The 23,756-nt window shown below is 62.2% G+C and carries 24 protein-coding genes and 1 tRNA gene; 10 read left to right on the forward strand and 15 right to left on the reverse strand.

What is annotated here, in order from left to right; all coding sequences use genetic code 11:
- Nucleotides 1-220: 220 nt before the first annotated feature.
- Nucleotides 221-1,231, reverse strand: a complete 1,011-nt coding sequence (gene cobT / locus DSM107133_RS13150; protein ID WP_114294272.1) for a nicotinate-nucleotide--dimethylbenzimidazole phosphoribosyltransferase — start codon at nucleotides 1,229-1,231, stop codon at nucleotides 221-223.
- An 84-nt stretch (nucleotides 1,232-1,315) separates the two neighbouring features.
- On the opposite strand from cobT, the gene cobS reads away from it, so the two are divergent.
- Nucleotides 1,316-2,065 (forward strand): adenosylcobinamide-GDP ribazoletransferase, encoded by a 750-nt coding sequence (gene cobS / locus DSM107133_RS13155; RefSeq protein ID WP_114294274.1) that lies wholly within the window; start codon nucleotides 1,316-1,318, stop codon nucleotides 2,063-2,065.
- Between the two features lie 71 nt (nucleotides 2,066-2,136).
- On the opposite strand, the gene DSM107133_RS13160 is transcribed toward cobS, so the two are convergent.
- The 6 genes from DSM107133_RS13160 to DSM107133_RS13185 form a co-directional block, all read right to left on the reverse strand.
- Nucleotides 2,137-3,333 carry a hypothetical protein gene (locus DSM107133_RS13160; RefSeq protein ID WP_114294275.1) on the reverse strand — a complete coding sequence of 399 codons (1,197 nt, stop codon included), beginning with the start codon at nucleotides 3,331-3,333 and terminating at the stop codon, nucleotides 2,137-2,139.
- 423 nt (nucleotides 3,334-3,756) lie between these two features.
- Nucleotides 3,757-4,278, reverse strand: a complete 522-nt coding sequence (locus tag DSM107133_RS13165; RefSeq protein WP_114294277.1) for a CarD family transcriptional regulator — start codon at nucleotides 4,276-4,278, stop codon at nucleotides 3,757-3,759.
- 305 nt (nucleotides 4,279-4,583) lie between these two features.
- Nucleotides 4,584-4,922 (reverse strand): ferredoxin FdxA, encoded by a 339-nt coding sequence (gene fdxA / locus DSM107133_RS13170; protein WP_028955989.1) that lies wholly within the window; start codon nucleotides 4,920-4,922, stop codon nucleotides 4,584-4,586.
- Nucleotides 4,923-4,974: 52 nt separating this feature from the next.
- Entirely contained in the window at nucleotides 4,975-5,370 is a 396-nt protein-coding gene (locus DSM107133_RS13175) for an RNA-binding S4 domain-containing protein (RefSeq protein ID WP_114294279.1), read from the reverse strand.
- On the reverse strand, nucleotides 5,371-8,292 hold the full coding sequence (locus DSM107133_RS13180) for a helicase-related protein (RefSeq protein ID WP_240310583.1): 2,922 nt from the start codon (nucleotides 8,290-8,292) through the stop codon (nucleotides 5,371-5,373).
- 21 nt (nucleotides 8,293-8,313) lie between these two features.
- The gene (locus tag DSM107133_RS13185) at nucleotides 8,314-8,871 is read right to left on the reverse strand and encodes a tetratricopeptide repeat protein (RefSeq protein ID WP_114294282.1); all 558 of its coding nucleotides are present in this window, start codon (nucleotides 8,869-8,871) and stop codon (nucleotides 8,314-8,316) included.
- Nucleotides 8,872-8,947: 76 nt separating this feature from the next.
- Here DSM107133_RS13185 and DSM107133_RS13190 point away from each other — a divergent pair, with 76 nt between their 5' ends.
- From DSM107133_RS13190 to DSM107133_RS13215, 6 genes are all read left to right on the forward strand, one after another.
- On the forward strand, nucleotides 8,948-9,238 hold the full coding sequence (locus DSM107133_RS13190; protein WP_114294284.1) for an SCP2 sterol-binding domain-containing protein: 291 nt from the start codon (nucleotides 8,948-8,950) through the stop codon (nucleotides 9,236-9,238).
- A complete protein-coding gene (locus DSM107133_RS13195) occupies nucleotides 9,238-10,179 on the forward strand; it encodes an alpha/beta hydrolase (protein ID WP_114294285.1) in 942 nt (313 codons plus the stop codon). The genes DSM107133_RS13190 and DSM107133_RS13195 overlap by 1 nt, the downstream gene beginning before the upstream one ends.
- A 32-nt stretch (nucleotides 10,180-10,211) precedes the next feature.
- Nucleotides 10,212-11,213 carry a ligase-associated DNA damage response exonuclease gene (locus DSM107133_RS13200; RefSeq protein ID WP_114294287.1) on the forward strand — a complete coding sequence of 334 codons (1,002 nt, stop codon included), beginning with the start codon at nucleotides 10,212-10,214 and terminating at the stop codon, nucleotides 11,211-11,213.
- Nucleotides 11,210-12,802 carry an ATP-dependent DNA ligase gene (locus DSM107133_RS13205; RefSeq protein ID WP_114294289.1) on the forward strand — a complete coding sequence of 531 codons (1,593 nt, stop codon included), beginning with the start codon at nucleotides 11,210-11,212 and terminating at the stop codon, nucleotides 12,800-12,802. Before DSM107133_RS13200 ends, DSM107133_RS13205 begins: the two co-directional genes overlap by 4 nt.
- Before the next feature lie 59 nt (nucleotides 12,803-12,861).
- Entirely contained in the window at nucleotides 12,862-14,682 is a 1,821-nt protein-coding gene (locus tag DSM107133_RS13210; RefSeq protein WP_114294291.1) for a M3 family oligoendopeptidase, read from the forward strand.
- 98 nt (nucleotides 14,683-14,780) lie between these two features.
- Complete coding sequence (locus DSM107133_RS13215; RefSeq protein ID WP_114294293.1) at nucleotides 14,781-15,287, forward strand: GNAT family N-acetyltransferase; 507 nt, start codon at nucleotides 14,781-14,783, stop codon at nucleotides 15,285-15,287.
- Here the strand turns inward: DSM107133_RS13215 and DSM107133_RS13220 are convergent.
- Entirely contained in the window at nucleotides 15,250-15,519 is a 270-nt protein-coding gene (locus DSM107133_RS13220; RefSeq protein ID WP_114294329.1) for a DksA/TraR family C4-type zinc finger protein, read from the reverse strand. The two genes, DSM107133_RS13215 and DSM107133_RS13220, sit on opposite strands and share 38 nt — an antisense overlap.
- A 112-nt stretch (nucleotides 15,520-15,631) precedes the next feature.
- On the opposite strand from DSM107133_RS13220, the gene DSM107133_RS13225 reads away from it, so the two are divergent.
- Complete coding sequence (locus DSM107133_RS13225) at nucleotides 15,632-16,798, forward strand: membrane dipeptidase (protein ID WP_114294295.1); 1,167 nt, start codon at nucleotides 15,632-15,634, stop codon at nucleotides 16,796-16,798.
- Here the strand turns inward: DSM107133_RS13225 and DSM107133_RS13230 are convergent.
- From DSM107133_RS13230 to DSM107133_RS13240, 3 genes are all read right to left on the reverse strand, one after another.
- The gene (locus DSM107133_RS13230; RefSeq protein ID WP_114294297.1) at nucleotides 16,791-17,711 is read right to left on the reverse strand and encodes a hypothetical protein; all 921 of its coding nucleotides are present in this window, start codon (nucleotides 17,709-17,711) and stop codon (nucleotides 16,791-16,793) included. The genes DSM107133_RS13225 and DSM107133_RS13230 overlap by 8 nt on opposite strands.
- 179 nt (nucleotides 17,712-17,890) lie before the next feature.
- Entirely contained in the window at nucleotides 17,891-18,787 is an 897-nt protein-coding gene (rpoH, locus tag DSM107133_RS13235) for an RNA polymerase sigma factor RpoH (protein WP_114294299.1), read from the reverse strand.
- 243 nt (nucleotides 18,788-19,030) lie between these two features.
- Nucleotides 19,031-20,053 carry an RluA family pseudouridine synthase gene (locus DSM107133_RS13240; RefSeq protein ID WP_114294301.1) on the reverse strand — a complete coding sequence of 341 codons (1,023 nt, stop codon included), beginning with the start codon at nucleotides 20,051-20,053 and terminating at the stop codon, nucleotides 19,031-19,033.
- Between DSM107133_RS13240 and DSM107133_RS13245 the strand changes: the two genes are divergently transcribed.
- Nucleotides 20,052-20,354, forward strand: coding sequence for a DUF6476 family protein (locus DSM107133_RS13245; RefSeq protein WP_114294303.1), 303 nt, complete (start codon nucleotides 20,052-20,054; stop codon nucleotides 20,352-20,354). The two genes, DSM107133_RS13240 and DSM107133_RS13245, sit on opposite strands and share 2 nt — an antisense overlap.
- 101 nt (nucleotides 20,355-20,455) lie before the next feature.
- Here the strand turns inward: DSM107133_RS13245 and DSM107133_RS13250 are convergent.
- Both DSM107133_RS13250 and DSM107133_RS13255 read right to left on the reverse strand, forming a co-directional pair.
- Nucleotides 20,456-20,532 (reverse strand) — tRNA-His (locus DSM107133_RS13250).
- A gap of 45 nt (nucleotides 20,533-20,577) precedes the next feature.
- Nucleotides 20,578-21,063, reverse strand: coding sequence for a GNAT family N-acetyltransferase (locus tag DSM107133_RS13255; protein ID WP_114294305.1), 486 nt, complete (start codon nucleotides 21,061-21,063; stop codon nucleotides 20,578-20,580).
- A gap of 80 nt (nucleotides 21,064-21,143) precedes the next feature.
- On the opposite strand from DSM107133_RS13255, the gene DSM107133_RS13260 reads away from it, so the two are divergent.
- The gene (locus tag DSM107133_RS13260) at nucleotides 21,144-21,332 is read left to right on the forward strand and encodes a DUF6324 family protein (protein WP_114294307.1); all 189 of its coding nucleotides are present in this window, start codon (nucleotides 21,144-21,146) and stop codon (nucleotides 21,330-21,332) included.
- A 14-nt stretch (nucleotides 21,333-21,346) separates the two neighbouring features.
- Here DSM107133_RS13260 and DSM107133_RS13265 read toward each other — a convergent pair whose 3' ends face one another.
- Nucleotides 21,347-23,185, reverse strand: a complete 1,839-nt coding sequence (locus DSM107133_RS13265; protein WP_114294309.1) for an FAD-dependent monooxygenase — start codon at nucleotides 23,183-23,185, stop codon at nucleotides 21,347-21,349.
- 104 nt (nucleotides 23,186-23,289) lie between these two features.
- Nucleotides 23,290-23,751 (reverse strand): MmcB family DNA repair protein, encoded by a 462-nt coding sequence (locus DSM107133_RS13270; protein ID WP_114294311.1) that lies wholly within the window; start codon nucleotides 23,749-23,751, stop codon nucleotides 23,290-23,292.
- Between the last annotated feature and the right edge of the window lie 5 nt (nucleotides 23,752-23,756).

A 23,756-nucleotide genomic window follows, 5' to 3' on the forward strand; every position in this document is an offset into this window, starting at 1 on the left:
TACATCCCCGCCGGAGGCACGCAGCCCCCGGCGGGGGCTGCAAACATCACGTGGCGCCTCAGCGCCGCCTGTCTGCAACAGCGCCTCGACCTGGGGCAACGGGGCACCCTTGCGCGCCCCCATAGCTCCTGGACCACCAGCAGGAGCAACTGCACCACCACCCCCCAGTGGCGCACCTTATCGCACTTTCGAAAAAACTGAATCAGTTAGGGTCTGGACCCTAACCTGCCGCCACGCCTGCTTCGGCAAAGGTTGCCATGCCGCTCAGGCAGCCCACCGCGCCTTGTAGCACACCAATCGCCAATGCCGCCCCCGAGCCTTCGCCCAGACGCAGGCCCAGCTGCAACAGCGGCTCTTTGCCCAGTTCGGCCAGCAGCCTGCCATGCGCTCCCTCGGCGCTTTGATGGCCTGCCACGGTATGATCCAGCGCGCCGGCCACTTCGGTTTCCAGACAGGCCGCCGCCGCGCAGCAGATGAACCCGTCAAGGATCAGCGGAATGCGTTCAAACCGCGCACGCATCATCGCACCGGCCATCGCCGCCATCTCGCGTCCGCCAAAAGCCGACAGCGCCGCAAGTCCGCGCAGATCGCCGTGGCGTTTCAGGCCCGCGTCGACCACATCGCGTTTGACCGCCAGCCCTGCGTCATCCACGCCGGTGCCACGTCCGACCCAAGGCGCTGCCCCGCCACCATACAGCGCGGCCGCAATCGCCGCCGCTGCGGTGGTGTTGCCAATGCCCATTTCACCCAGCACCAGCAGGTCCGCGTCAGGGTCCACAGCATCCCAGCCCGCGCGCAGGGCGGCAACGCAGTCGGCTTCGCCCAGGGCTTCGTTTTCGGTAAAGTCCGCCGTGGGCCGGTCCAGTTCCAGTGCAACCACCTGCATCTGTGCGCCGTAAGTGCGCGCCAGCTGGTTGATCGCAGCGCCGCCCGCCTGAAAATTGCCAACCATCTGCGCGGTCACTTCCGACGGAAAGGCCGACACGCCGCGCGCCGCGACGCCGTGGTTGCCGGCAAAGACCACAATCTGGGGCGCCTTCACCACCGGACGCGCCATGCCGCGCCATGCACCGTACCAGATCGCCAGATCTTCAAGCCGCCCCAAGGCACCGGGGGGTTTGGTCAGCTGGCTGTTGCGCTGGGTCGCCCCTGTCTGTGCTGCCATGTCCGGGCCGGGTGCGCTGCGCATCAGCCCGGCAAAGGCCGCCAATGTGTCGAATGTCGGTGCCATAGCGCAAAATCCTTTCGCTTGCCTCTGCGGTACGGCCTGTTTACCCGTTGGCGCGTATAGAACAAGGGCAGCAAAGGCACCGCGATGATCAAAGACGACAACAGCCCGGTCTGGGACGTGATCGTGGCACTGGTTTTGCTGACCCGCCTGCCCCTGCCCCAGGCGCCCAGGGTGGCGTTTGCGCGTCAGGCACAGGCGGTCTGGGCCTTTCCGCTGGCCGGGCTGGCGGTGGCGCTGGTTGCAGCGGTGGTCGGGTGGATTTGCATGGCCATGGGGTTGCCCGTGCCGGTAACTGCGGGGCTGATGCTGGCCACGCTGGTCGTCACCACGGGGGCGATGCACGAGGACGGTTTGGCCGATACCGCCGACGGGCTGTGGGGCGGCTTTGATGTCGCGCGGCGATTGGAGATCATGAAGGACAGCCACATTGGCACCTACGGGGTGTTGGCTCTGGGTCTGGGCGTGGGGCTGCGCTGGATGGCCCTGAGCGCCACGCTGGCGGTCGGGGTTGGCCCGATGGTCGCAGCCGCCGTGTTGTCGCGGGGGCTGTTGCCCGCGCTGATGGCGTGGATGCCGCACGCACGGCGCACGGGGTTGTCGCATCAGGTGGGGCGGCCATCGCAGGGCGTGGCGCTGGCCGCTCTGGGGATCGCGGTGTTGATGGCGCGGGTGGTTGCGGGCTGGGGCGCAATCTGGGCGCTGGTGCTGGCCATGCTGGCCGTCGGCGCGGTTGGCGCACTGGCGCGGGCAAAGATCGGCGGACAGACGGGCGATATTCTGGGGGCTGCACAGCAGGTAGCCGAACTGGTGATTTTGCTGGCGCTGGTTCCTTAGGGTGGGTTTGCAGACGTGCCAAAAAGACAGTGTTAAGAGTAACCTCAGTCGCCTTGCCAGCGTATTCCAGACTATGCAGCGACAGCCCCTACCGGAACGTCTGTCCCGAGTGTTGCTGGCCTGATTGTGTTTGTTCCTGCGTCCTGTACGTAAGCACCATCAACAGGGTGAAAGATGAAACCCTCGTAATCCAAATTATTGTTGATCACGTAGGGCACTAACGTGTCATAGGTTACCAGGTCTCCCTCTGGACCTACATAGTATGACCCGAAGCCCCCCAGATGGACACTGCCAATTTCCTGTGCGCCGGCAATCGCCAGTATTCCATCCAGCGAGGCTGTATCCCCCGGAGGAAAATAAAGATGAAAGTTGGACCTCTCAGGAAGCGCCTCGTTGGTTTGTGCAACCGTAATTGGAAATGGGGCATCATCAGGCAGGACAAAAAATCGCACGCTTCGGGATGCTTCCTCGCCATTTATGGTGTCGGCCTCGATCGCAATCACGCGCCCTTCAACCTCCGGATCGAGCACGACATCGATTACACCATCTTCAAAAGTAATGTCCGCATCTGCGGGGGTGATATCCGCATCTGCCACTGTCTCGACCGGAATCTCAAAGAAGGGTGTGCCATAGGCGAAGTTCGATGCCGAGGATGGCGTGATGCCTTCTCCATCCAGCTCCAATGCTGAAATCTGCTGATTGCTTTGGACGTTGTAACCAGCGCCGCGCGCATCCGTAATTATTTCCGGTTGGCTATTGGGTAGTGTCTGAAAGGTTGTGGTGCCCAGATCAACACTGCCGATCAGTTCTGCTCCTAAATTATCCAAATACACGTCATAGGGCAGACCAACAAATTCAGAATCGGTGCTGGTAGCAGTGGCTTGTTGTTCAGGTGACAGAGAGGCAAAGACTTCGTCTACGCTTGGCGGGAAGTCGGTGCCCTCCGGCACAAGGTAGAACCGAACTCCGTATTCTGTTGTTTTTTCGACAGCAGTTCCATCAGACGTGCCAATTCTATCGGCTGTATCAAGCTCGGTTCGGACCGCCACAACCGATCCGGTCTCGTCGTCGCCCACATCAATTGAGATGGTATCATCCACCACCGTAAACGAGGCACCGATATCAGGCTCTTCAAGTTGTTCTTGAGGAACATCATCGGGCAGATCGTCTGAAATGTCTTCTACATCCGCACTGTCATTATCAGCCGATCCGTCAGCCAAAAACATCGCGCCTATTCCGAACAGTCCCAATAATATCAAGGCCGTCATTCAATTACCCCGTTCAATGTGTACAGATATAGCTACCTATTAAAAATAAGCGTGGCTTTTCGTTGGTCTGTTAAAGTTAGGTTGCTGGTTCTGCGATCAGATCAAGAAAGAACTATTTCGTCAATAGTTGCGGGGTGTATCAGATTGATATGGTACTCTGGCTTTATAGAGAGTTTCGCCCGAAATAAGAGTACCGGCTAGGGTCAGGACCCTATCTATTTGTCGAATGCCTCTCCCAAGAGATCGTTTGTTGACCGAGCCAGAAAGCGGTCATTGACACAGGTGCGATCAACGGCAGCTTCACCCGCTCACCGGACCTTCGCAAGCCGTGCATTGAAAGTCTACTTCGGGTCCCCCCGCAACGAAAAAAACCGCGCCCCGGATCGGGACGCGGCTTTGCCACCCTGTTGGACGTGGCGTCGTTTATGCGGCGGCCGGAGGCGCGCGGCTGACCAGAACGTCGGTGATCTCTTTCGAGGCTGCCATTTCGTCGCCACCGCTGACGGCGGCCACTTCGCGCGTCAGACGCTCAAGCGCGGCTTCGTACAGCTGACGCTCGGAATAGCTTTGCTCGCGCTGGTCGTCGGTGCGGTGCAAATCGCGCACCACTTCGGCAATCGCGATCAGGTCGCCCGAGTTGATCTTTTGCTCGTATTCCTGCGCACGACGCGACCACATGGCGCGTTTCACCTTGGCCTTGCCCTTAAGCGTTTTCATCGCCAGATTGATGACATCGGGGCTGGACAGCGCGCGCATACCGATTTCGGTCGCTTTATGCGTTGGCACCCGCAGGGTCATCTTGTCTTTCTCGAAAGAGATAACGAACAGCTCCAACGAGATGCCCGCAACTTCCTGCTCTTCGATCGACACGATCTGCCCGACACCGTGGGCGGGGTAGACGACAAACTCGTTGGGGCGGAATTCAAGAGATTTGGCTTTTGACATTTTTATCCTCGCAAACAGGCTGCGGCATTTGGGGTTCAGACACAAAAAGCCAACTGTGGCGAGACCGTTCGTGGCCGCGTCGCAATCGGATTCGGGTCAGTGATTTACAGGTCCAGCCAGTGGTGGGCCATGAATGAATGCTGCATCTGTCGTTTCATACAAGACAGATCATAGCACAAAAACAGCCCCGATGATAGTTCACCGTGGGTCAAATCCGCGTTTCCCAAAGGCTTTCAGGGCGTTAAGTCGACCATTTAAGGCCAAATCCGACGCGATGACCGCCCCGCGGCGCGTAACTGATTCGCTCAGCCGCCCTCGCCGGGTGCTTCGGAGAAGTATTTCTCCAGCTTGCCCTCTTCGCCATCCCGTTCCTCTGCCTCGGGCAGTTGGTCTTTCTTGGTGATGATGACGGGCCACAGCTCGGCGTATTTGCGGTTGAACTCGACCCACTTTTCCATATCCGGCTCGGTGTCGGGACGGATCGCATCGGCGGGGCATTCGGGCTCGCAGACACCGCAATCGATGCATTCATCGGGATGAATCACCAACATGTTCTCGCCTTCGTAAAAGCAGTCCACGGGACAGACTTCGACGCAGTCGGTGTATTTGCAGGCGATGCAGGCATCGTTGACGATATAGGTCATGCGGGCGAACCTTAATTGCGAATTCGCAGCCTAGCTAAATCAGCGCGGGCGATCATTCAAGATGCCGCGCCCGGGAAAGATCGGCTTTGCGCCGATCACGCTTTGTCGGGCGTCCTTTTCCCTCATACGCCGGATTTTCAGGCGGTTTGTCCTCGGGTGGCGGGGCGGCAGGGGTCAGATCGTCGTACAGCGCCTGTGCCTCGGGGGCCGGACCGCGCCGTGTGCCGATGGCCACAACGCGAATGACGCGGACCGTGTCGCCCTGGGCAAAGGTCAGCGTGTCGCCGGCGGTGATAATGGTGGCGCGTTTGGTGACACGCTCGCCATTGACGCGGACATCACCGGCAGCCACCCGTGTGGCCGCCAGCGAACGTGTCTTGAAAAAGCGGGCGAACCACAGCCATTTGTCCAGCCGCAACTTGGCAGCGGGCGCGTCGGCTGTGCTCACTTACTTGTTGTCCTTCAGCCCCATCAGGGCTGCGGCAAAAGGATTGTCCGGGTCGATGGCCTTTTCCTTTTTCGGCGGACGTGCGCTGAAGCTCTGGCCGCCCTGGGGCTTGCCCCCCTTGCGCGGACCGCCGCCCTGTTTGCCACGCGGCTTGCCACCCTGCCCCTGTCCTTGGCCCTTGCCTGCTGGACGGCCGCCCTGACGGGGGTTGCCCCCCGTGCGTGCGGGACGGGCCCATGTGAAGGTATAAAAGGTCTCCATCTCGGGTGCGGCCACTTCGGCGTCGGCGGCTTTGCCCACCGGCACCTCGGTCTCGCTGACCTCGGGGATGTGATCGCTGACTTCGGGTGTTTCGGCGGCTTCCTCGGCGATCGGGGCGACGCCCGCGTCGTCGATGGCGGCCACTTCGGCAGGAACGTCAGCGGCGGCAGGTGTCTCTTCGGTGCCCGCAGCGGCTGTTGGCAGAACCTCTTGGGCTGCGTCCATTACGGGCACGTCCGCGCCGGTCTGGCCCGCATCCGTGGTCACGACCGCATCGGTTGCCTTAACCTTTGCGCGTTCGCCCATCTCGGCGTTATAGCCCAGACCCTTCATCAGGTCGGCGAACTGTTCCAGCGTCATGCCGGTGATCGACAGCATGTCGGCCTTGGCCTCGAACCCGCCACGGCTGTCTTCGGCGCGCAGCATGTCGGCAAGACGTTCCAGCATGTCGATGCGGATGGCCCGTGTGCCTGCCAGACGATAGCCCGACATCGTGTCGGCCCCGTCCGGTGCGCCCAGCGGCGCGGGGATGGTGACCAGACCCGGCGGCGGTGCCTCGGGGAAATCGTCCAGCCCGTTGGCCAGCGACCACAGAACCAGACGCAGACGTGTGGGCGCGGGTTTCAGCAGCAAGGGCATGAAAATGGTGAACTGGCCAAAGCGGATGCCGTGTTTGCGCAACATTCCGCGCGCATCCTGATCCAGCGATTTCACATCGTCAGCGACCTTGCCACGCGGCACCACGCCAAAGTTTTCGACCATCTGGAAGGCAAAGCCACGGGCCAGCCCGGTCAGCGCCTCGTCTTTCGACAGGTTCAGAAGGGGTTCGAACAGCGCGGCGATCTTGCGGTCGATGAAGTGTTGCAAGCGGCGCTTGACCTTGTCGATCACATCCTGACCGGCCACGTCGTCGACAAAGGCCTCGACCTGCGGCTTCAGCGGGTCGGACCCGGCCACAAGTTTGCCCACAGCGGTCGAGCCCCACATAAGGCCGCCCTGTTCGGTATAGTCGATCTCGGTGTCCGGTGCGTTATAGAACCGGTCCGCCCGCAGGTGGAAGTGGGGTGCAAGCGCCTGCAAGGCAGCCGTCTTGATGGTCTTTGTTTCGGCGGCACCCGCGCCCTTATCCTGAGTGAAGCGGAAGCCTTCCAGCTTGCCCACGAATTCACCTTCGACAGTCACCTCACCGGCGTCATTTACTTCGGCCACAATGGCCTCCTTCTGGCCCAGCCGGCGCAGCAGAACACTGGTGCGCCGATCTACAAATCGTTTCGTCAGCGCGCTGTGCAGCGCATCCGACAGCCTGTCTTCTACATGCCGCGTCGCATCGCGCCAATGGCTAAGATCACTTGTCCAACCCTGCCGCTGCGCCACGTAGGTCCACGTTCGAATGAACGCAAGACGTTTGGACAACGCATCAATGTCGCCATCGGTTCGATCTATACGCCGAATTTGTCGCGCAAGCCAGTCATCGGGGATGACGCCGTTTTGATGCAAATAGGTGAAAATCACCTCGCACTGGCTGGCATGTTCCTGATGGCTGATGCCCCGAAAGTCGGGTATCCTGCAGACATCCCACAACAATTTCACCGAAGCCGTGTCGCTGGCACGGGCAAAAACCTGATCCACTTGCGACAATGTGCGCAGCGTTTTCAAATCGTCCGCCTCGCGCGCGCGCACCAGAACATCGTGGTCTGGCGGGGCTTCGAGGCTGCCGATCAATGTGTCGATGGTGGCGAATTTCAGCGCGTGGTTGCGCCAGTTCAGTTTCGACAGGGGTGTAAAGCGGTGGTCCATAATCGCCTGCGCGACGCCCGGATCCAGCGGCGGGGCATCCCCCGTCACCCCGAAACTGCCGTTTTTCTGTCCGCGCCCGGCCCGTCCCGCGATCTGCGCCAGCTCGTTCGGGGCCAGCGGGCGCATCCGCCGTCCGTCGAATTTCGACAGGCTGGAAAAGGCCACATGGTCGACATCCAGATTCAGCCCCATGCCGATGGCGTCCGTCGCCACAAGGTAATCGACCTCGCCCGACTGATACATCGCAACCTGTGCGTTGCGGGTGCGCGGGGACAGCGCGCCCATGACAACGGCCGCCCCGCCCTTGGTGCGGCGGATCAGTTCGGCGATGGCATAGACGTTTTCAACCGAGAACCCGACGATGGCCGAGCGGGGTCGCATCCGGCTGATCTTTTTCTCGCCCGCATAGGTCAGGTCGGACATGCGCTCGCGGGTCATCCACTGGACATGGGGCACCAGCGCTGCAATGGGGCCGCGCATGGTGGACGCTCCCAGAAACAGGGTTTCGTGCAACCCACGCGCGCGCAGCAGCCGGTCGGTAAAGACGTGGCCGCGTTCGGGATCGGCACACAGCTGGATTTCGTCCACTGCCAGAAAATCGCAGCCCATGCCCTCGGGCATCGCCTCGACCGTGCAGATCCAGTATTGCGTGCGGGGCGGTACGATGCGTTCCTCACCCGTCACCAGCGCCACCACAGACGGGCCGCGCAGGGCGACAACGCGGTCGTAAACCTCGCGCGCGAGCAGACGCAGCGGCAGGCCGATCACGCCCGTGCGATAGGCCAGCATCCGTTCGATGGCATAGGTGGTTTTACCCGTGTTCGTCGGGCCCAATACGGCCACGACGCGACTGTCTTGTGCCACAGTTAAGATCCCCGATTTAACTTACAGCGTGCGGCCGATTCCGTCCGCCTCAAGACGCTTCAGCGCATCCTTTGCGCTTTCGTGTCCGGGATTCAACTCAAGAACGCGCAGGAATGCCTGTTCCGCGCCGATGTTGTCGCCAAATTCCAGCAGCATCATGCCCAGCCCGAACACCGCGTTGTAATTGTTCGGGTTCAGCGCCAGCGTATGCCACAGATCATCCAGCGCGGGGCCATAGCGGCCCGCCCGATAATAGGCCATGGCGCGGGCGTGATAGCCTTCGGCAAAGTCGGGGGCATGGTCGGTCAGGGCGGTGAAATGGTCGATTGCGGTGACGTAATCCTGCGCCTCCATCGCCTTGCGGCCCCGTTCCAGCAGCAGGTTCATCGCAACCGATCCCGATTGCGCCCACGTGCGTTCCAGCTCGCGTTCGATCTGTGCCGCCTGCCCCGGATCGGCGGTTTGCAGCCGCTCCATCAGCGCAGAAACGTCACCCTGCGCAACCGCAGGTAAGGAATTCCCGACTGTCAGCACGATTGCCGCAACGATAGGGTGGCGAAGGAATGTTTTGATGCCCATAGTATTGATGAATGTAACAGCTTGGCCGTGCAAATCCAGACATCGCCAACAGCAATCGACAAAAAGGGCATGACAGATGAGTGATGTGGTTCAAGAGGCCGTGAAAGTTCTGAACGAGAAGATGCAGGGTCAGGATTTTTCCGGCACTGCCAAGTTCGAGATCGAGGGCGAAGGCTCGGTTGTGATCGACAGTGACGGCGCGCACGCAGGTGACGAAGAGGCCGATGTGACGCTGAGCGCCGATGCCGACACGTTTCAGGGCATCATCAGCGGCGACACCAATCCGACATCCGCCTTCATGACCGGCAAGCTGAAGGTCGACGGCGACATGGGCATGGCGATGAAACTGGCGTCGGCACTGGCCTGATGCCATTTGAACCCGCACCTCTCTACACCGATCACCACCCCGGCCCGCCGGGGGGGCTGGCCCATTGGGCCACCACGTCGGACGGGTTGCGGGTTCGGATCGCCCATTGGAACGCCGATGCGCCAAAGGGCACTGTGCTGCTGTTCCCCGGGCGCACCGAATACGTTGAAAAATATGCCCCTGCGGCCAGTGAACTGGCGGCGCGGAGCCTGGCAACCGTGACGATCGACTGGCGTGGTCAGGGTCTGGCCGACAGGATGCTGGACGAGGTGCGCACCGGCCACGTTGTCGACTTTCTGGATTACCAGAAAGATGTGGCCTGTATGGTCGCACTGGCCACCGAAATGAAGCTGCCGCAACCGTGGTTCCTGCTGGGCCATTCGATGGGCGGCTGCATTGGCCTGCGGTCGTTGTACGAAGGTCTGCCGGTCAAGGCTGCGGCCTTCACCGGCCCGATGTGGGGTATCCGCATTGCGGGACATCTGCGCCCGATTGCGTGGACGCTGGCACAGGTCATGCCCAGGCTGGGACAGGGTCACCGCCTGCCCCCCGGCACAAAACTGTCATCCTATGTTCTCTCGGACCCGTTCGAGGACAACCTGCTGACCCGCGACCGCGAGATGTGGGACATGATGGTGGACCAGTTGAACGCGCATCCCGACCTGTCCCTTGGCGGCCCCAGCATCACATGGCTGCGCGAGGCGCTGTTTGAAACACAAGCCATGTCCAAACTGCCCGCGCCCGACCTGCCCTGCATTGTCTTCATGGGCACGAACGAGCGGATCGTTCACACCCAACGTGTGATTGAACGCATGGAAAGCTGGCCCAAGGGCACGCTGGTTATGGTCACAGACGGCGAGCACGAGGTCTTGATGGAAGGCCCCGCCAAGCGCGGCCCGATCTTTGACCAGATGGTGCAAAGCTTTCTGGCTGCGGCCTAGGAAATTTAGGCGCGCGTGCTAGGTTGGCCGTCATGGCCGACCCGCTTTTGACTTTCACCGAACGGGGCATTTATTGCCCACGGGGCGATTTTTACATCGACCCCTGGCGGCCTGTGGATCGCGCGCTGATCACCCACGGCCACGCCGACCATGCGCGCCCCGGCATGGGGCACTATCTGGCCTGCGATCTGGCCACGCCGGTGATGCGGCACCGGCTGGGCGATATTCCTCTTGAAACGATACGCTTCGGCGAGGTGCGCGACATCGGCGGCGTGTCGGTGTCCTTTCATCCCGCAGGCCATGTGCCCGGATCGGCGCAGATCCGGGTGGAACATGGCGGCGCGGTCTGGGTGGCCTCGGGCGATTACAAGGTGGTCGACGACGGGCTGTCCACACCATTCGAGCCGGTGCCCTGTCACCATTTCATCACCGAAAGCACATTCGGCCTGCCTGTGTTCCGCTGGAAGCCACAGGCCGAGGTCGCCGCCGATCTGAACGCGTGGTGGGCGGCCTGTGCGGACGCGGGGCAGACAGCGGTGCTGGGTGCCTATGCGTTGGGCAAGGCGCAGCGGCTGCTGTCGATGCTGGACCCCGCGATTGGCCCGATCCTGTGCCACACCGCCATCGAGAACACCAACGCCATCCTGCGCGATCAGGGGCTGCACCTGCCCGACACCGTGCACGCCACGGCGGATGTAGACCCCAAGACGCATCCGCGCGCCCTGTTGCTGTCACCGCCCTCGGCCACGGACAGCAAATGGGCCGCGCAGTTCGGCGCGCGTCAGACCGGCTTTGCCTCGGGCTGGATGGCGCTGCGCGGCATCCGGCGCCGGCGGGCGCAGGACCGCGGGTTTGTCATTTCCGATCACGCCGACTGGACCGGATTGCTGTGGGCCATCGAACAGACCGGCGCGGAAAACATATATGTCACCCACGGTTACACCGAGATTTTCACACGCTACCTGAATTCGGCAGGCTGGAACGCGCAAGTGATCCCCACCCAGTTCGGCAGCGAAGAGGAAGACGCGGCATGAACCGCTTTGCCGCCCTGTTCAACGCGCTGGACCAAAGCACAAAGACCACCGCGAAAGTCGCTGCTTTGGCTGAATATTTCGCGGATGCGCCCGAGCCGGACCGGGTCTGGACCATCGCCATGTTTTCGGGGCGGCGGCCCAAACGCGCGGTGACCACAACGCGCCTGCGCGAATGGGCGGCGGAACGGGCGGGCATCCCGCTGTGGCTGTTCGAGGAAAGCTACCCGATCGTGGGCGATCTGGCCGAGACGATCGCGCTGGTCCTGCCGCCGCCGAGCCTAGAGGCCGATCACAGTTTATCGCATTGGATCAATGCCCTGCGCGGCCTTTCTGAGACAGACGATGAAGCGCGCAAGGCCTTTGTTCTGGACGCATGGGACCAGTTGCCCGACACCCAGCGGTTTCTGTTCAACAAGCTGATCACCGGCGGGTTTCGCGTGGGCATCAGTCAAAAGCTGATGACCCGCGCGCTGGCCCGTGCCACGGACCGCGACGAGGCCGAACTGGCGCACCGTTTGATGGGCAACTGGCAGCCCGACAGCATCACATGGCACCAGCTGATCGAAGCCGACGACCCGCAGGCAGATGCCGCGCGGCCCTATCCGTTTTACCTGGCGTACGGGCTGGACGACACACCCGAAGATCTGGGCCCGCCAGAGGATTGGCAGGCGGAGTGGAAGTGGGACGGCATCCGCGGGCAGGTGATCCTGCGCGGCGGTCAGCATTTCGTCTGGTCGCGTGGCGAGGAACTGATGACCGACCGCTTTCCCGAACTGGCCCGCGCGGTGGATTTCCTGCCCGATGGCACCGTGCTGGACGGTGAACTGCTGGCTTGGGGCGAGAACGCGCCGCAATCGTTCAACGCGCTGCAAAAGCGGATCGGGCGCAAGACGGTGCCGAAAAAGCTGCTGACCGAGGCGCCGGTGCTCCTGTATGCCTATGACCTGCTGGAGGACGGTCGTGCGGACATCCGCGCCCTGCCCCTGTCCGAACGCCGCGCGCGGCTGGAACGGCTGACCGCCAACCTGCCGCCCGAAGCCCCCGTAAAGCTGTCGCCGCGCATCGCCTTTGACGATTGGGCGCAATTGCATGCCATCCGCGCCACCGCCCGTGACGCGCAGGCCGAAGGGCTGATGCTGAAACGCAAGGACAGCCCCTATCTGGCAGGGCGCAAAAAGGGCGATTGGTGGAAATGGAAGCTGGACCCGCTGACCATCGACGCGGTGATGATCTATGCCCAGTCGGGCGCGGGGCGGCGCGCGAACCTGTTCACGGACTTCACCTTTGCCGTCTGGAACGGCAACGATCTGGTGCCGTTCACCAAGGCCTATTCCGGCCTGACCGACGCCGAGTTCCGCAAGATCACCGCATGGGTCAAGAAGAACACCCTGCAACGGTTCGGCCCCGTGCGACAGGTCACGCCGCACCATGTCTTCGAGATCGCGTTCGAGGGCATCCAGTCCAGCCCCCGCCACAAATTCGGCGTCGCCCTGCGGTTTCCGCGCATGTCGCGCTGGCGGCAGGACAAACCGGTGCAAGAGGCGAACACGCTGGACGATTTGAACGAAATGCTGCGCGTCTACGGCTAGGCTTGCCCTCGTCCATCTGCACACATACCTATGAACCAACACAAATCAGAGGTTTCCCGATGTTCCAGCTTCCCTTTCCTGTCCAAGACGCCAACGCAGCCGGTGGTGACAAGCATTTGGGCAACCTGCCCGAGTGGAATTTGGATGATCTGTATACAGGCGAGGACGCCCCCGAGCTGAAACGCGATCTGGACTGGCTGGAAGAGGCCTGTGCCAGCTTTGCCCATGATTTCGAGAACAATCTGGCCGGTCTAGACGCCGAAGGATTGCTGGATTGCATCCTGCGTCAGGAAAAGATCAACCAGATCGCGGGGCGCATCATGTCCTATGCTGGGCTGCGCTATTACCAGCAGACCACCGACGGCGGCCGCGCCAAGTTCATGTCGGACGTGCAGGAAAAGATCACCAATTTCACCACGCCGCTGGTGTTCTTCACGCTGGAACTGAACCGGCTGGACGACGACCACCTGTCGAAACTGATGCACCAGAACGCCGATCTGGCGCGGTATGAACCCGTGTTCGACCGCATCCGCGCGATGAAACCCTATCAGCTGTCCGACGAGATGGAGAAATTCCTGCACGATCTGGGGGTGGTCGGGGACGCATGGGAACGGCTGTTCGATGAAACCATCGCCGGTCTGGAATTCAACGTGCAAGGCGATGACCTGACCATCGAGGGCACGCTGAACCTGCTGACCGACCCCGACCGTGACACGCGCCAGGCCGCCGCCGAAGAACTGGCGGATGTGTTCGGCAAGAACGTCAAGACCTTTGCCCGCGTGCACAACACGCAAGCCAAGGAAAAGGAAATCATGGACCGCTGGCGCGCGATGCCCACGGCCCAGACCGCCCGCCACCTGAGCAACCATGTGGAGCCCGAAGTGGTCGAGGCGCTGCGCACCGCCGTGGTCAACGCCTATCCCAAGCTCAGCCACCGCTATTACGAGCTGAAACGCAAATGGCTGGGGCTGGACCGGATGCAGGTCTGGGACCGCAACGCGCCGCTGCCGCTGGAAGACCCCAAGCTGGTGCCTTGGGATGCCGCCGAGAAAACGGTGATGGATGCCTATAACGCATTCGATCCGCGCATGGGCGAGATTGCGGCGCCCTTCTTTACCAAGGGCTGGATCGACGCGCCGGAGAAACCCGGCAAGGCGCCCGGTGCATTCGCCCACCCCACCGTGACGGATGTGCACCCTTACGTGATGCTGAACTATCTGGGCAAACCGCGCGACGTGATGACATTGGCACACGAACTGGGCCACGGCGTGCATCAGGTTCTGGCCGCGGGTCAGGGCGAAATGCTGTCATCCACGCCCCTGACGCTGGCCGAAACCGCCTCGGTCTTTGGCGAGATGCTGACCTTCCGCAAGATGCTGGACGGGGCCAAGACCAACGCCCAGCGCAAGGTGCTGCTGGCGGGCAAGGTCGAGGACATGATCAACACGGTCGTCCGCCAGATTGCCTTTTATGACTTTGAATGCAAACTGCACGCAGCGCGGCGCGGCGGCGAGCTGACGCCCGAGGACATTGGCGAGTTGTGGATGAGCGTACAGGGCGAAAGCCTGGGGCCGGCCTTTGATTTCATGGACGGCTATGAGCACTTCTGGGCCTATATCCCGCATTTCGTCCATTCGCCCTTCTACGTCTATGCCTATGCGTTCGGCGACGGCTTGGTGAACGCGCTCTATTCCGTCTATGAGGAAGGCGCGGAAGGGTTCGAGGACAAATACTTCGACATGCTGCGCGCTGGCGGGTCGAAGCATCACAAGGAACTGCTGGCACCCTTCGGCCTTGATGCCTCGGACCCGGCGTTCTGGGACAAGGGCCTGTCGATGATTTCGGGCTTTATCGACGAGCTGGAAGCGATGGAAGACTGATCCAAAAGGACCGGCGCGGGCAATGATCCGCGCCGGTGCTGCTGTTACGGCCTCAGCCGAGGGGCCGGCCTGCCCCACACACCAAGTTCAAGTTACCCATGATCACATTCCTCCCGCTCAGCCCCGACGACCTGCCGCGCGTGGCGCATATCGCCGTGCGCCCCGAACAGGTTGTATTCTCGGGCACAATCCAAGAGGCCTTTGACACCCCGACGCCGGACATGGACGCCTATGCGATCCAGCAGGACGGCGATGTGGTCGGCTTTTTCCGGATCGACCGCGCCTACAGCCAGATTCACAGCTTTGCCCCGCCCACCGGCCTTGGCCTGCGCACGGTGATGGTGGACGCAGGCCGTCAGGGCATGGGTATTGGCGGTTCCTTTTGCAAAATGCTGCCCGCGTATTTGCAGGACCACTACCCCGAAGCGTGCAGCCTGTGGCTGACGGTGAACCTGCGCAACCCCGGTGCGGTGCGTGCCTATGTCAAAGGCGGCTTCATCGACACGGGCGAACACTGGCTGGGCGGCGATGCCGGACCGCAGCACATCATGAAGATGCCGCTGCGCGTTACTTCAACTGCGAATCCTTTGACCCACGCCGGTTGAACCCGCCACGGTCCTGCGGGCGGCCGTCGCGTTCGGCGGCACAATCGACGCACAGTTTCACGCCGGGCAATGCCACGCGCCGCCGTTCGGGAATTTCCTCTTCGCATTCCGCGCAATACATCAGGCTGTCACCCACGGGCGCCTTGCGCGCCTGCATCCGCGCCAGTTCGTCGTTGATCGACGCTTCGATCTGTTCCGACACTGCGCCGTCTTTTGCCCATCCACCGGCCATCATGCACCTCTCTGCTTGATGTATATGTAGGACGTGCGCGCCCTCACGTCACCCTTTGGAAACCTCAGGTTGTGTGCTTACCCTGCGCCAACGGAAGACAAAGGACCAGATCATGCGCACCGCCCTGAAAATCATCGCTGCCCTTATCCTGCTTGGCATCGGGGGCTTTTTCATCTTCGGCCCCGGCTATGTCGAAAGCACCCGCAACACAGTTGCCCCGCATGACCCCTATCCGGTCTCCGACGCCGCCCGCGCGCTGCACGCCGACATGATCGTGGGCGACTGGCACGCCGACAGCCTTCTGTGGAACCGTGACATCACCGAACGCGGCGACCGTGGGCAGGTGGACGTGCCGCGCCTGATCGAAGGCGGCGTGGCGATCCAGATTTTCACCGCCGTGACCAAATCCCCCGCCGGCCAGAATTACGAGGAAAACTCGGCCGATGCCTTTGACAACATCACGCCGCTGGCCATCGGCCAGCTGTGGCCGGTGCGCACATGGACCAGCATTCTGGAACGCGCACTGTATCAGGCCGAAAAGCTGCACAGGGCCGCCGCCAAGGATCCCGAGCACCTGACCATAATCGAATCCCGCGCCGATCTTGACGCGCATCTGGCGGCCCGCGCTGCGGGCAGCAAGACGGTTGGTGGTATCCTGGGCATCGAAGGGGCGCACCCGCTTGAGGGCGACATTGCCAATCTGGACAAGATCGAGGCCGCAGGGCACCGCATCATCGGGTTGCAACATTTCTTTGACAACGCTTTGGGCGGGTCGCTGCATGGCGAGGGCAATCTTGGTCTGACCCCGTTTGGCCGCGCCGTCGTCACCGAGATCGAAGCGCGCGGCATGGTGCTGGATCTGGCGCATTCGTCGCCCCAAGTGGCACGCGATGTGCTGGCCATGACCGATATGCCGGTGATCGTCAGCCATTCGGGCATTCACGGCAACTGCCCTGTAAAGCGGAACTTTCCCGACGATCTGATGCGCGGGATCGCGGCAACGGGCGGGGTGATCGGCATGGGCTACTGGGCCGAGGTCGCTTGCGGCGACATCACGCCATCGGGCATCGCCAGGATGATCAAGGCCGGCATTGCCACCGTGGGCGCCGATCACGTCTCGCTTGGGTCGGACTTTGACGGCTCGGTCGGCACGGCCTTTGACACCTCGGAACTGCCCGCGCTGACCAGCGCCATGCTGGACGCCGGGATTTCCGAGGCCGACATTCGCAAGGTGGCCGGTGAAAACATGCTGCGGGTGCTGCGCGCGCGGCTTAAATGACGAACCCTGTGGCGCGCACGCGGTCCAGAAACCGTGTGGCAAGCTGCGGCTCGGTCGTGCTGAGACACTGGTGGGCAAAATACCACCAGATGTATTTGTCATAGGCCCGCCGCGCCGGTTCTGCCCGCAGATGCGTTACCAGTTCCGCAGTGTCGTGCGCCTGATCCGCGATATGGGCGAAATCGGCCTGCCCGCACAGGATCACCGGCTTGCGGTGCAGATAGGCCTCGATCCCCACGGCCGAATTGATGGTGACCACGCGGTCGCTGGCGGCGATAATGTCGTGGATGTTGCCATCACTGACCGTCACCCCTGCCATTTTTCGCAGACGTGCGCGTGTCTTGGGATCGGTGTCGCGCGGGTGGGGTTTGACCACCACGGGGCCGCGATTGGCGTCGATCACCCCTTGCAGCATTTCCCAGCGGTCCAGCCACATGGTTTCGCCCACGGTGCGATGCGCTTCGGACTGGAAGAACACCGCCGTGCCGCCGTCGGGCACCTCTGTTTCGTCCTGCGGCTGCTCATAGCGCGAGGTGCGCCCCCCCACCAACCGTGCCTTGAGCTTGCGAAAGAACGCGCGCGCCTCTTCCGCTTCGATCTGTGCGGGATTGAACGCCTGGCTGCCGATGGACGAAAATGCGCGGATGCCGGTCGGGTCCAGGTTCCAGAACGGATAAATATAGGCCACGCCTGCGTTCAGAATGCGCGGATGGGTGAACCGGCCGTGATTGATGACATGAAACGCTTCATCCGCTTCAACCTCGGCCATCACTGTGTCGCGGTCCAGCGTGACCAGATCGAACGGAATATTCTGGGCGGCAAGCCCTTCGGTCAGCCGCACATAGAACGGCATCAGCCCGCCACCCAGCGGCCCCAACCACGATCGTGGCACATGAAAGACAATCCGGCTCATTCAGGCCCCATCTGTTGTTGAGTGGCAGCGGTTCTGCCGCTGGCCGCACCCTATGCCTTTTGCGTTGCAAACACCATGCATTGCGCCAGCTTTGACATATTTAACACCGCTTGGGATATAGAAAAAATGCCCCACCCCTTGCGGGGCAGAGCATTGCGATTTCGTTCGGTAGAAAAGGATCAGGCGGAGGCCATCAGGCCCTTTTCCCTGGCAAGATCGCGCATCCGCTTTTGCAGCTTTTCAAAGGCGCGCACCTCGATCTGGCGGATGCGTTCGCGGCTGACATCATACTGGCTGGACAGGTCTTCCAGCGTCACGGTCTGGTCGGACAGGCGGCGTTGCGTCAGGATGTCCTTTTCGCGGTCATTCAGCACATCCAGCGCCTCGGCCAGCATTTCGCGCCGCACGGTCAGCTCGTCGCGTTCCTCGTAATCGGCGGCCTGGTCGGCGTCTTCGTCTTCCAGCCAGTCCTGCCATTGCATCGTGCCTTCGCCTTCGGAGCCGACGGTGGCGTTCAACGACGCATCCCCGCCCGACATCCGCCGGTTCATGCTGACAACTTCGTCCTCGGTCACACCCAGATCGGTGGCGATCCGTTTGACGTTTTCAGGGCGCAAATCGCCCTCTTCCAGCGCGCCGATGCGGGCCTTGGCCTTGCGCAGGTTAAAGAACAGCTTCTTTTGCGCCGAGGTGGTCCCCAGTTTCACCAGACTCCACGAGCGCAGGATATATTCCTGGATCGAAGCGCGAATCCACCACATCGCATAGGTCGCCAGACGGAACCCGCGTTCGGGGTCGAACCGTTTGACCGCCTGCATCAGGCCCACGTTGGCTTCGGAAATCACCTCGGCCTGCGGCAGACCATAGCCGCGATAGCCCATGGCGATCTTGGCGGCCAGACGCAGGTGGCTGGTCACCATCTTGTGCGCGGCCTCTGTGTCCTGCTCTTCGACCCAGCGTTTGGCCAGCATGTATTCCTCTTCAGGCTCCAGCAAAGGGAACTTGCGGATTTCCTGCATATAGCGGTTCAGGCCGCCTTCCGGCGTCGGGGCCGGCAGATTTGCATAATTTGCCATCTCTGTCCTCTCTGCCCCATGTTTAGGGGCTTAACATCGATATGGGGAGTCGCTGGGGCCATCGCAAGAGGCCACTTCCCCGTTTTTCGCCGACCAGCATACACGAACCCAACGGCAATGTTAGCGTGTGTACAGTGCATTCACGCACACGTGTGCGGTCTGTTACAAACGCATATGCACGCCGGTGTGAACATGACCTTAACGTGCGGGGCGCGGGTTTCCGTCGGTATTAATGATACGGTCTCAGGCCAGCGCGTCCAGCAGATCGGACATATCTGCGGGCATATCGGCCTCGAAGCGCATGTTTTCGCCGGTCACGGGGTGCACAAAGCCCAAAACCGCAGCATGCAACGCCTGCCGGTCAAAGCCGTTCAGCGCCGCCAGCGCCGTGTCGTTCAGCGCGCCCTTGGGCAGTTTGCGTTTGCCGCCGTAAACCGGATCGCCCACCAGCCCGTGACCGGCGTGGGCCATATGGACGCGAATCTGGTGCGTGCGGCCGGTTTCCAGCCAGCATTCCATCAGCGCCAGCACCTCGGGCGCGCCGAACCGCTGGACCGTGCGCGCCCGTGTCACCGCGTGGCGCCCGCCCTGAAACAACACCGCCTGCCGCTGGCGGTCGGTCTTGTGGCGGGCCAGTTGGGTGGTCAGTTTCAGGATATTGCCCGGCTCGAAAGAGGCACCGCGAATCCCGCGCAGGCGCGGGTCGTTGGCATCGGGCACACCGTAGACCAGCGCACGGTAATACCGCTCGACCGTGTGGGCGGCGAACTGGTCGGCCAGCCCGTGATGCGCGACGTCCGATTTGGCGACCACCAGCAGGCCGCTGGTTTCCTTGTCGATGCGGTGCACGATGCCGGGGCGTTTGACCCCGCCCACGCCCGACAGATTGTCACCGCAATGGTGCATCAGCGCGTTCACCAGCGTGCCCGACGGCGTGCCGGGGGCCGGATGCACCACCATGCCCGCAGGTTTGTTCACAACCACCAGATCGTCGTCCTCGTAGACCACGACCAGCGGGATGTCTTCAGCCCCGATATGGCTTTCGGTGGCAACGGCCACCGTGATGATCACATCGGCCCCCTCTTCGACCTTTGCCTTGGGGTCGCGCACAACCGTGCCGTCCACCTGCACCGCGCCATCCTCGATCAATCGGCCCAGCCGCGTGCGCGACAGGGATGCATCCACTGGCACATCGCGCGCCAAGGCCCTATCAAGACGTGCAGGCGGCGCTTCGCCCACCCGAAACCGAACGAGTTGATCCGACATGTCCAATCCTCACGACGCGCCCGATGTCCCCGAACCGCCTTATCTCAAAACCCTGCGCCGTCTGGTGACGCTTCTCACTGCCACGATGATCGCAGGCATGGCCGCGATCTTTGTGCTGATGGCAATACGCCTCAATAGCCCGTCAGCGCCGCCGCTGCCAGAGCGCATCACCCTGCCCGACGGCACAACCCCCACGGCCTTTGCCCAGACCCCCCAGTATATCGCCATCACGACACCGACACAGGTGCTGATCTACAGCCCCGACGGCACAGAGCTGAGACGAACCATCACGCTCGACTGATTTCTTTTGGCCAAAAATATCCTGGGGTCCGGGGCAAAGCCCCGAAAAAAGCCGATGGTCAAAGCCCCGAATTGTGCTCGGTCAGCAAGAGTTGGGAAGGATGGTACCACCTCCTGGTCTCGAACCAGGGACCTCTTGATCCACAATCAAGCGCTCTAACCAACTGAGCTAAGGCGGCACTGCGCGGTGATGTAACCAAGACGTCGGGGTTTGGCAAGGCCGTTCAAAAGCGAATTTTCCATTCCTGTTCGACCAGATCCTGCCCGAAAGCGCGCACCGGCTTGCAGTGGACCAGTTGCCAGCCATTGCGACGGTACAATGCACAGGCCGCTTTGTGGCTTTCGTGGGTCCACAAGGCCATGCCAGTATAGCCTTTGTCGCGCGCAAAATCCATGCAGGTCTGTAACAGCCGAAAGCCCACCCCGCTGCCGCGCGCGGCTTGGGTTACCAGAAACATCCGCAGCTTCGCGGTCTCGTCATTCAGGGCCATACAAAAGATGCACCCCGCCGGCGCGCCCCTGTCGTCCATCGCGATCCACCCCGCCGCACGCGCCGGATCATGGCCCGCGTCGAAATCGCGCAGAATCGATGCGACCAGCACGCCAAAGCTGTCGTCAAAGCCGTCCACGTCGCGGTAATGCCGGGCGTGGGCGGTGTGGACCCACGCGGCATCATCCGGCGTATAGGCACGGATCTGAAAGTCTGTCATGCTGCGACAGTGCCCTCGCCACGCTTGCCAATCAAGCCTGTCTTCGCTAGCACACTCGCCTGACACAGCCGGAGGCCATCATGGGCATCAACAGCGAACGCGACATCGAAGCCAATCTGCAAATCGGCCCGACAGACAAGGGCATGGTCCGTCTGTTTGTTGAAGGTGGTGGCGCCGAGATTCCCATGGACTTTGAACCCGACGAAGCCCGCGAGATTGCCGAAGAGCTGCTGGCTGCTGCCAAGGCCGCCGAGTCGATCAGACGCTGATTGCGGGTGGGCCATCAGGCCCGCGCAACAAAGACCCCGTCAAAGAACGCAGAAATCGCATCTGTGTCGCCTATCGGCAGCACATCCGCGACGTATTGGTCAGGGCGCACGATCACCGCGCAGCCCGTTTCACGGATGACGCCGCGCATGTCGAAAATGTCATGGGCGGGATCGGCGCAGAACACCTTTTCATAATCGATCAGCCCATAGCGCCCCTTCGCGGGGCGCAGAATGGGCGGCATGTGCATCAGATCCAGATCGCGGTGACCTTGTTGCATCACCGCCCGCAGGTCCAGCACCGCATCCATATCGCCCGCGCCCCAGGACCGCGCAGCCTCCTGCACCCATGCGCAAAGCCCGTGCAGCGCCCCGCCCGCGGCCCCTGTGTCATTCGCATCTGCAAAGGCAAACAGCCGCCAGCGTCCGTCCGCCTGTATCACATGGCCCAGCTCCATGGGCCGTGCATCGCCCAGCCGCACCACAGGCGCGGAATGAAAGCGCTGCCCGACAGGCAGGCCCGCAGCCAGCGCCTGATGCGCCCCCGCGCCGCAGATCATCGAAGGGCGATACTGCACGCCCATGCCTGCGGTGAACCGCCCCGCCTTGACAAAAATCTCTTGCAGCATCGACGCCTGCGCCGCATTGCCCGCCTGTGGCGGGGCCGAAAAGATGCGGGCAAAGTCGCGGTCGAAGTCGATCAGGTCCTGCGCCACCTGCTGACGTTCGTCCGAATAGGTGCGCAACAGGCGGGCGTCGCTTTGCCCGCGGAGCACCGCCGCCAGCTTCCAGCCCAGATTGAACGTGTCGCCCATGGACACGTTCATGCCCTGCCCCGCCTTGGGGCTGTGGGTGTGGCAGGCGTCTCCGGCGATGAAGATGTGGCCGCTGTCATCCTCGAACCGGTCACACAGACGCTGCCCGATGTCATAGACCGACCACCACGCCACGTCTTTCACCTCCAGCGTATAGGGATGCAAAATCCGCCCTGCTGCTGCGCTCAACTGTTCGACGGTGATGTTGCGCCCCGCGGCCCGCTCGTCCGCGCCCAGCTTGTCCAGCTCGATATACATGCGCACCATGTAGCCGCCTTCGCGGGGGATGATCAGCACACTGCCCGCATCCGCCGACTGGATCACCGATTTCAACCGCACGTCGGGGAAATCGGTCACTGCAAGCACATCCATCACGCCCCAGGCCTGATTGGCGGCCGCGCCCTCCAGCGTGCGCCCGATCTGGCGGCGCACGGTGCTGCGCGCGCCGTCGCAGCCCACGACATAGCGGGCCTGCACCACCTCGGGGCCGTTCGGGCCCTGAAAGCGGGCCGTGACCGGGTGCGTGCCATCGCCCGTTGTCAGGCTGTCCAGCGTCCGTGCGTAATGCGGCTGCAAGCGCCGCGCGCCGTTGGCCATGCAGCGCAGGTAGAAATCGTGCACCCGCGCCTGATTGAGAATCACATGCGGGAATTCCGACAGGCCCGGTTCGACATCCTCGATCTTTTGCGTGCGGGTGATATGGGCGGGCTGGTCGGGATCGGGTTTCCAGAAGGTTGTCTCATTGACCCAATAGCCCTCGCGCAGCACGTCCTCGGCAAAGCCGAAGGTGTTGAACATCTCGATGCTGCGGCAGGAAATTCCGTCCGCCTGCCCGACCTGCAACGGCCCCTCCTTTTGATCGGCAATCGCCACCGAAATATCGGGAAACTGCGTCATCTGCGCGGCAAGTGTCAGCCCCGCAGGGCCACAGCCGACGATCAGCACATCGACCTGCGCAGGCATCTGCGCGGGATCGTGGGTGGCGATGACCTTGGCCACATGCGGATCACCGCTGGTATAGCCGTTCAGATGATATTGCATTGTATGGCCTCCCGTGTTCCCCCGTGGACCACGCTAAAGCCTTTGAAGCGGGATCAGCCAGCGCAATCACATTTGTATGCACTGGACTGCACCAGATTATAGGGTCACCCGAATCCCGCAAAGGCAGCCGGATCGCGCAGGGCCTGCAACCGTCGCGCAGCGTGGGTGGCGAATTTCTGCACCATCACCTTGCGGCGCGCGGCGGGCAGCTTGTCCTTGGGCGCCATGCGGATCACCTCGGCGTCATAGGCATCCGCGATGATCAGGCCGGTGCCCTCGGGCAGCAGGTCGGTGGGGAAATCCGCATCCACCGCCCAGAAGAAGCGGTCGCACCATTCAAGGTAGCCCTGCCATTTGCTGTCGGTCATATAGTCGGCGCGGCTGGATTTGCATTCGACCACCCAGATCTCGCCCTTGGGGCCCAGTGCCATCACATCGACCCGCAGGCCGCGCGTGGGCACCAGTTCCTCGACCGTGACCATGCCCAGCGCCGCCAGATGCCGCGCCACGCCGCGCGCCAGCAGTTGCCCCGGTGCAAGGGCGGTGATGTCAGAGACCAGACTCATGGGGC

The sequence above is a fragment of the Pseudosulfitobacter sp. DSM 107133 genome (assembly GCF_022788695.1).
Taxonomy (GTDB): Bacteria; Pseudomonadota; Alphaproteobacteria; order Rhodobacterales; family Rhodobacteraceae; genus Pseudosulfitobacter.

Bases quoted from the DNA above. Each gene is read 5' to 3' on its own strand.
- DSM107133_RS13260 (WP_114294307.1), top strand. From the start codon at position 21,144: ATGGGCATCAACAGCGAACGCGACATCGAAGCCAATCTGCAAATCGGC.
- DSM107133_RS13215 (WP_114294293.1), top strand. From the start codon at position 14,781: ATGATCACATTCCTCCCGCTCAGCCCCGACGACCTGCCGCGCGTGGCG.
- DSM107133_RS13240 (WP_114294301.1), bottom strand. From the start codon at position 20,053: ATGTCGGATCAACTCGTTCGGTTTCGGGTGGGCGAAGCGCCGCCTGCA.
- DSM107133_RS13205 (WP_114294289.1), top strand. From the start codon at position 11,210: ATGAACCGCTTTGCCGCCCTGTTCAACGCGCTGGACCAAAGCACAAAG.
- DSM107133_RS13230 (WP_114294297.1), bottom strand. From the start codon at position 17,711: ATGAGCCGGATTGTCTTTCATGTGCCACGATCGTGGTTGGGGCCGCTG.
- fdxA (WP_028955989.1), bottom strand. From the start codon at position 4,922: ATGACCTATATCGTCAACGATGCCTGCATCGCCTGCAAATACACCGAC.
- DSM107133_RS13255 (WP_114294305.1), bottom strand. From the start codon at position 21,063: ATGACAGACTTTCAGATCCGTGCCTATACGCCGGATGATGCCGCGTGG.
- rpoH (WP_114294299.1), bottom strand. From the start codon at position 18,787: ATGGCAAATTATGCAAATCTGCCGGCCCCGACGCCGGAAGGCGGCCTG.
- DSM107133_RS13270 (WP_114294311.1), bottom strand. From the start codon at position 23,751: ATGAGTCTGGTCTCTGACATCACCGCCCTTGCACCGGGGCAACTGCTG.
- DSM107133_RS13265 (WP_114294309.1), bottom strand. From the start codon at position 23,185: ATGCAATATCATCTGAACGGCTATACCAGCGGTGATCCGCATGTGGCC.
- DSM107133_RS13245 (WP_114294303.1), top strand. From the start codon at position 20,052: ATGTCCAATCCTCACGACGCGCCCGATGTCCCCGAACCGCCTTATCTC.
- cobT (WP_114294272.1), bottom strand. From the start codon at position 1,231: ATGGCACCGACATTCGACACATTGGCGGCCTTTGCCGGGCTGATGCGC.
- DSM107133_RS13200 (WP_114294287.1), top strand. From the start codon at position 10,212: ATGGCCGACCCGCTTTTGACTTTCACCGAACGGGGCATTTATTGCCCA.
- DSM107133_RS13160 (WP_114294275.1), bottom strand. From the start codon at position 3,333: ATGACGGCCTTGATATTATTGGGACTGTTCGGAATAGGCGCGATGTTT.
- DSM107133_RS13165 (WP_114294277.1), bottom strand. From the start codon at position 4,278: ATGTCAAAAGCCAAATCTCTTGAATTCCGCCCCAACGAGTTTGTCGTC.
- DSM107133_RS13220 (WP_114294329.1), bottom strand. From the start codon at position 15,519: ATGGCCGGTGGATGGGCAAAAGACGGCGCAGTGTCGGAACAGATCGAA.
- DSM107133_RS13195 (WP_114294285.1), top strand. From the start codon at position 9,238: ATGCCATTTGAACCCGCACCTCTCTACACCGATCACCACCCCGGCCCG.
- cobS (WP_114294274.1), top strand. From the start codon at position 1,316: ATGATCAAAGACGACAACAGCCCGGTCTGGGACGTGATCGTGGCACTG.
- DSM107133_RS13185 (WP_114294282.1), bottom strand. From the start codon at position 8,871: ATGGGCATCAAAACATTCCTTCGCCACCCTATCGTTGCGGCAATCGTG.
- DSM107133_RS13210 (WP_114294291.1), top strand. From the start codon at position 12,862: ATGTTCCAGCTTCCCTTTCCTGTCCAAGACGCCAACGCAGCCGGTGGT.
- DSM107133_RS13225 (WP_114294295.1), top strand. From the start codon at position 15,632: ATGCGCACCGCCCTGAAAATCATCGCTGCCCTTATCCTGCTTGGCATC.
- DSM107133_RS13190 (WP_114294284.1), top strand. From the start codon at position 8,948: ATGAGTGATGTGGTTCAAGAGGCCGTGAAAGTTCTGAACGAGAAGATG.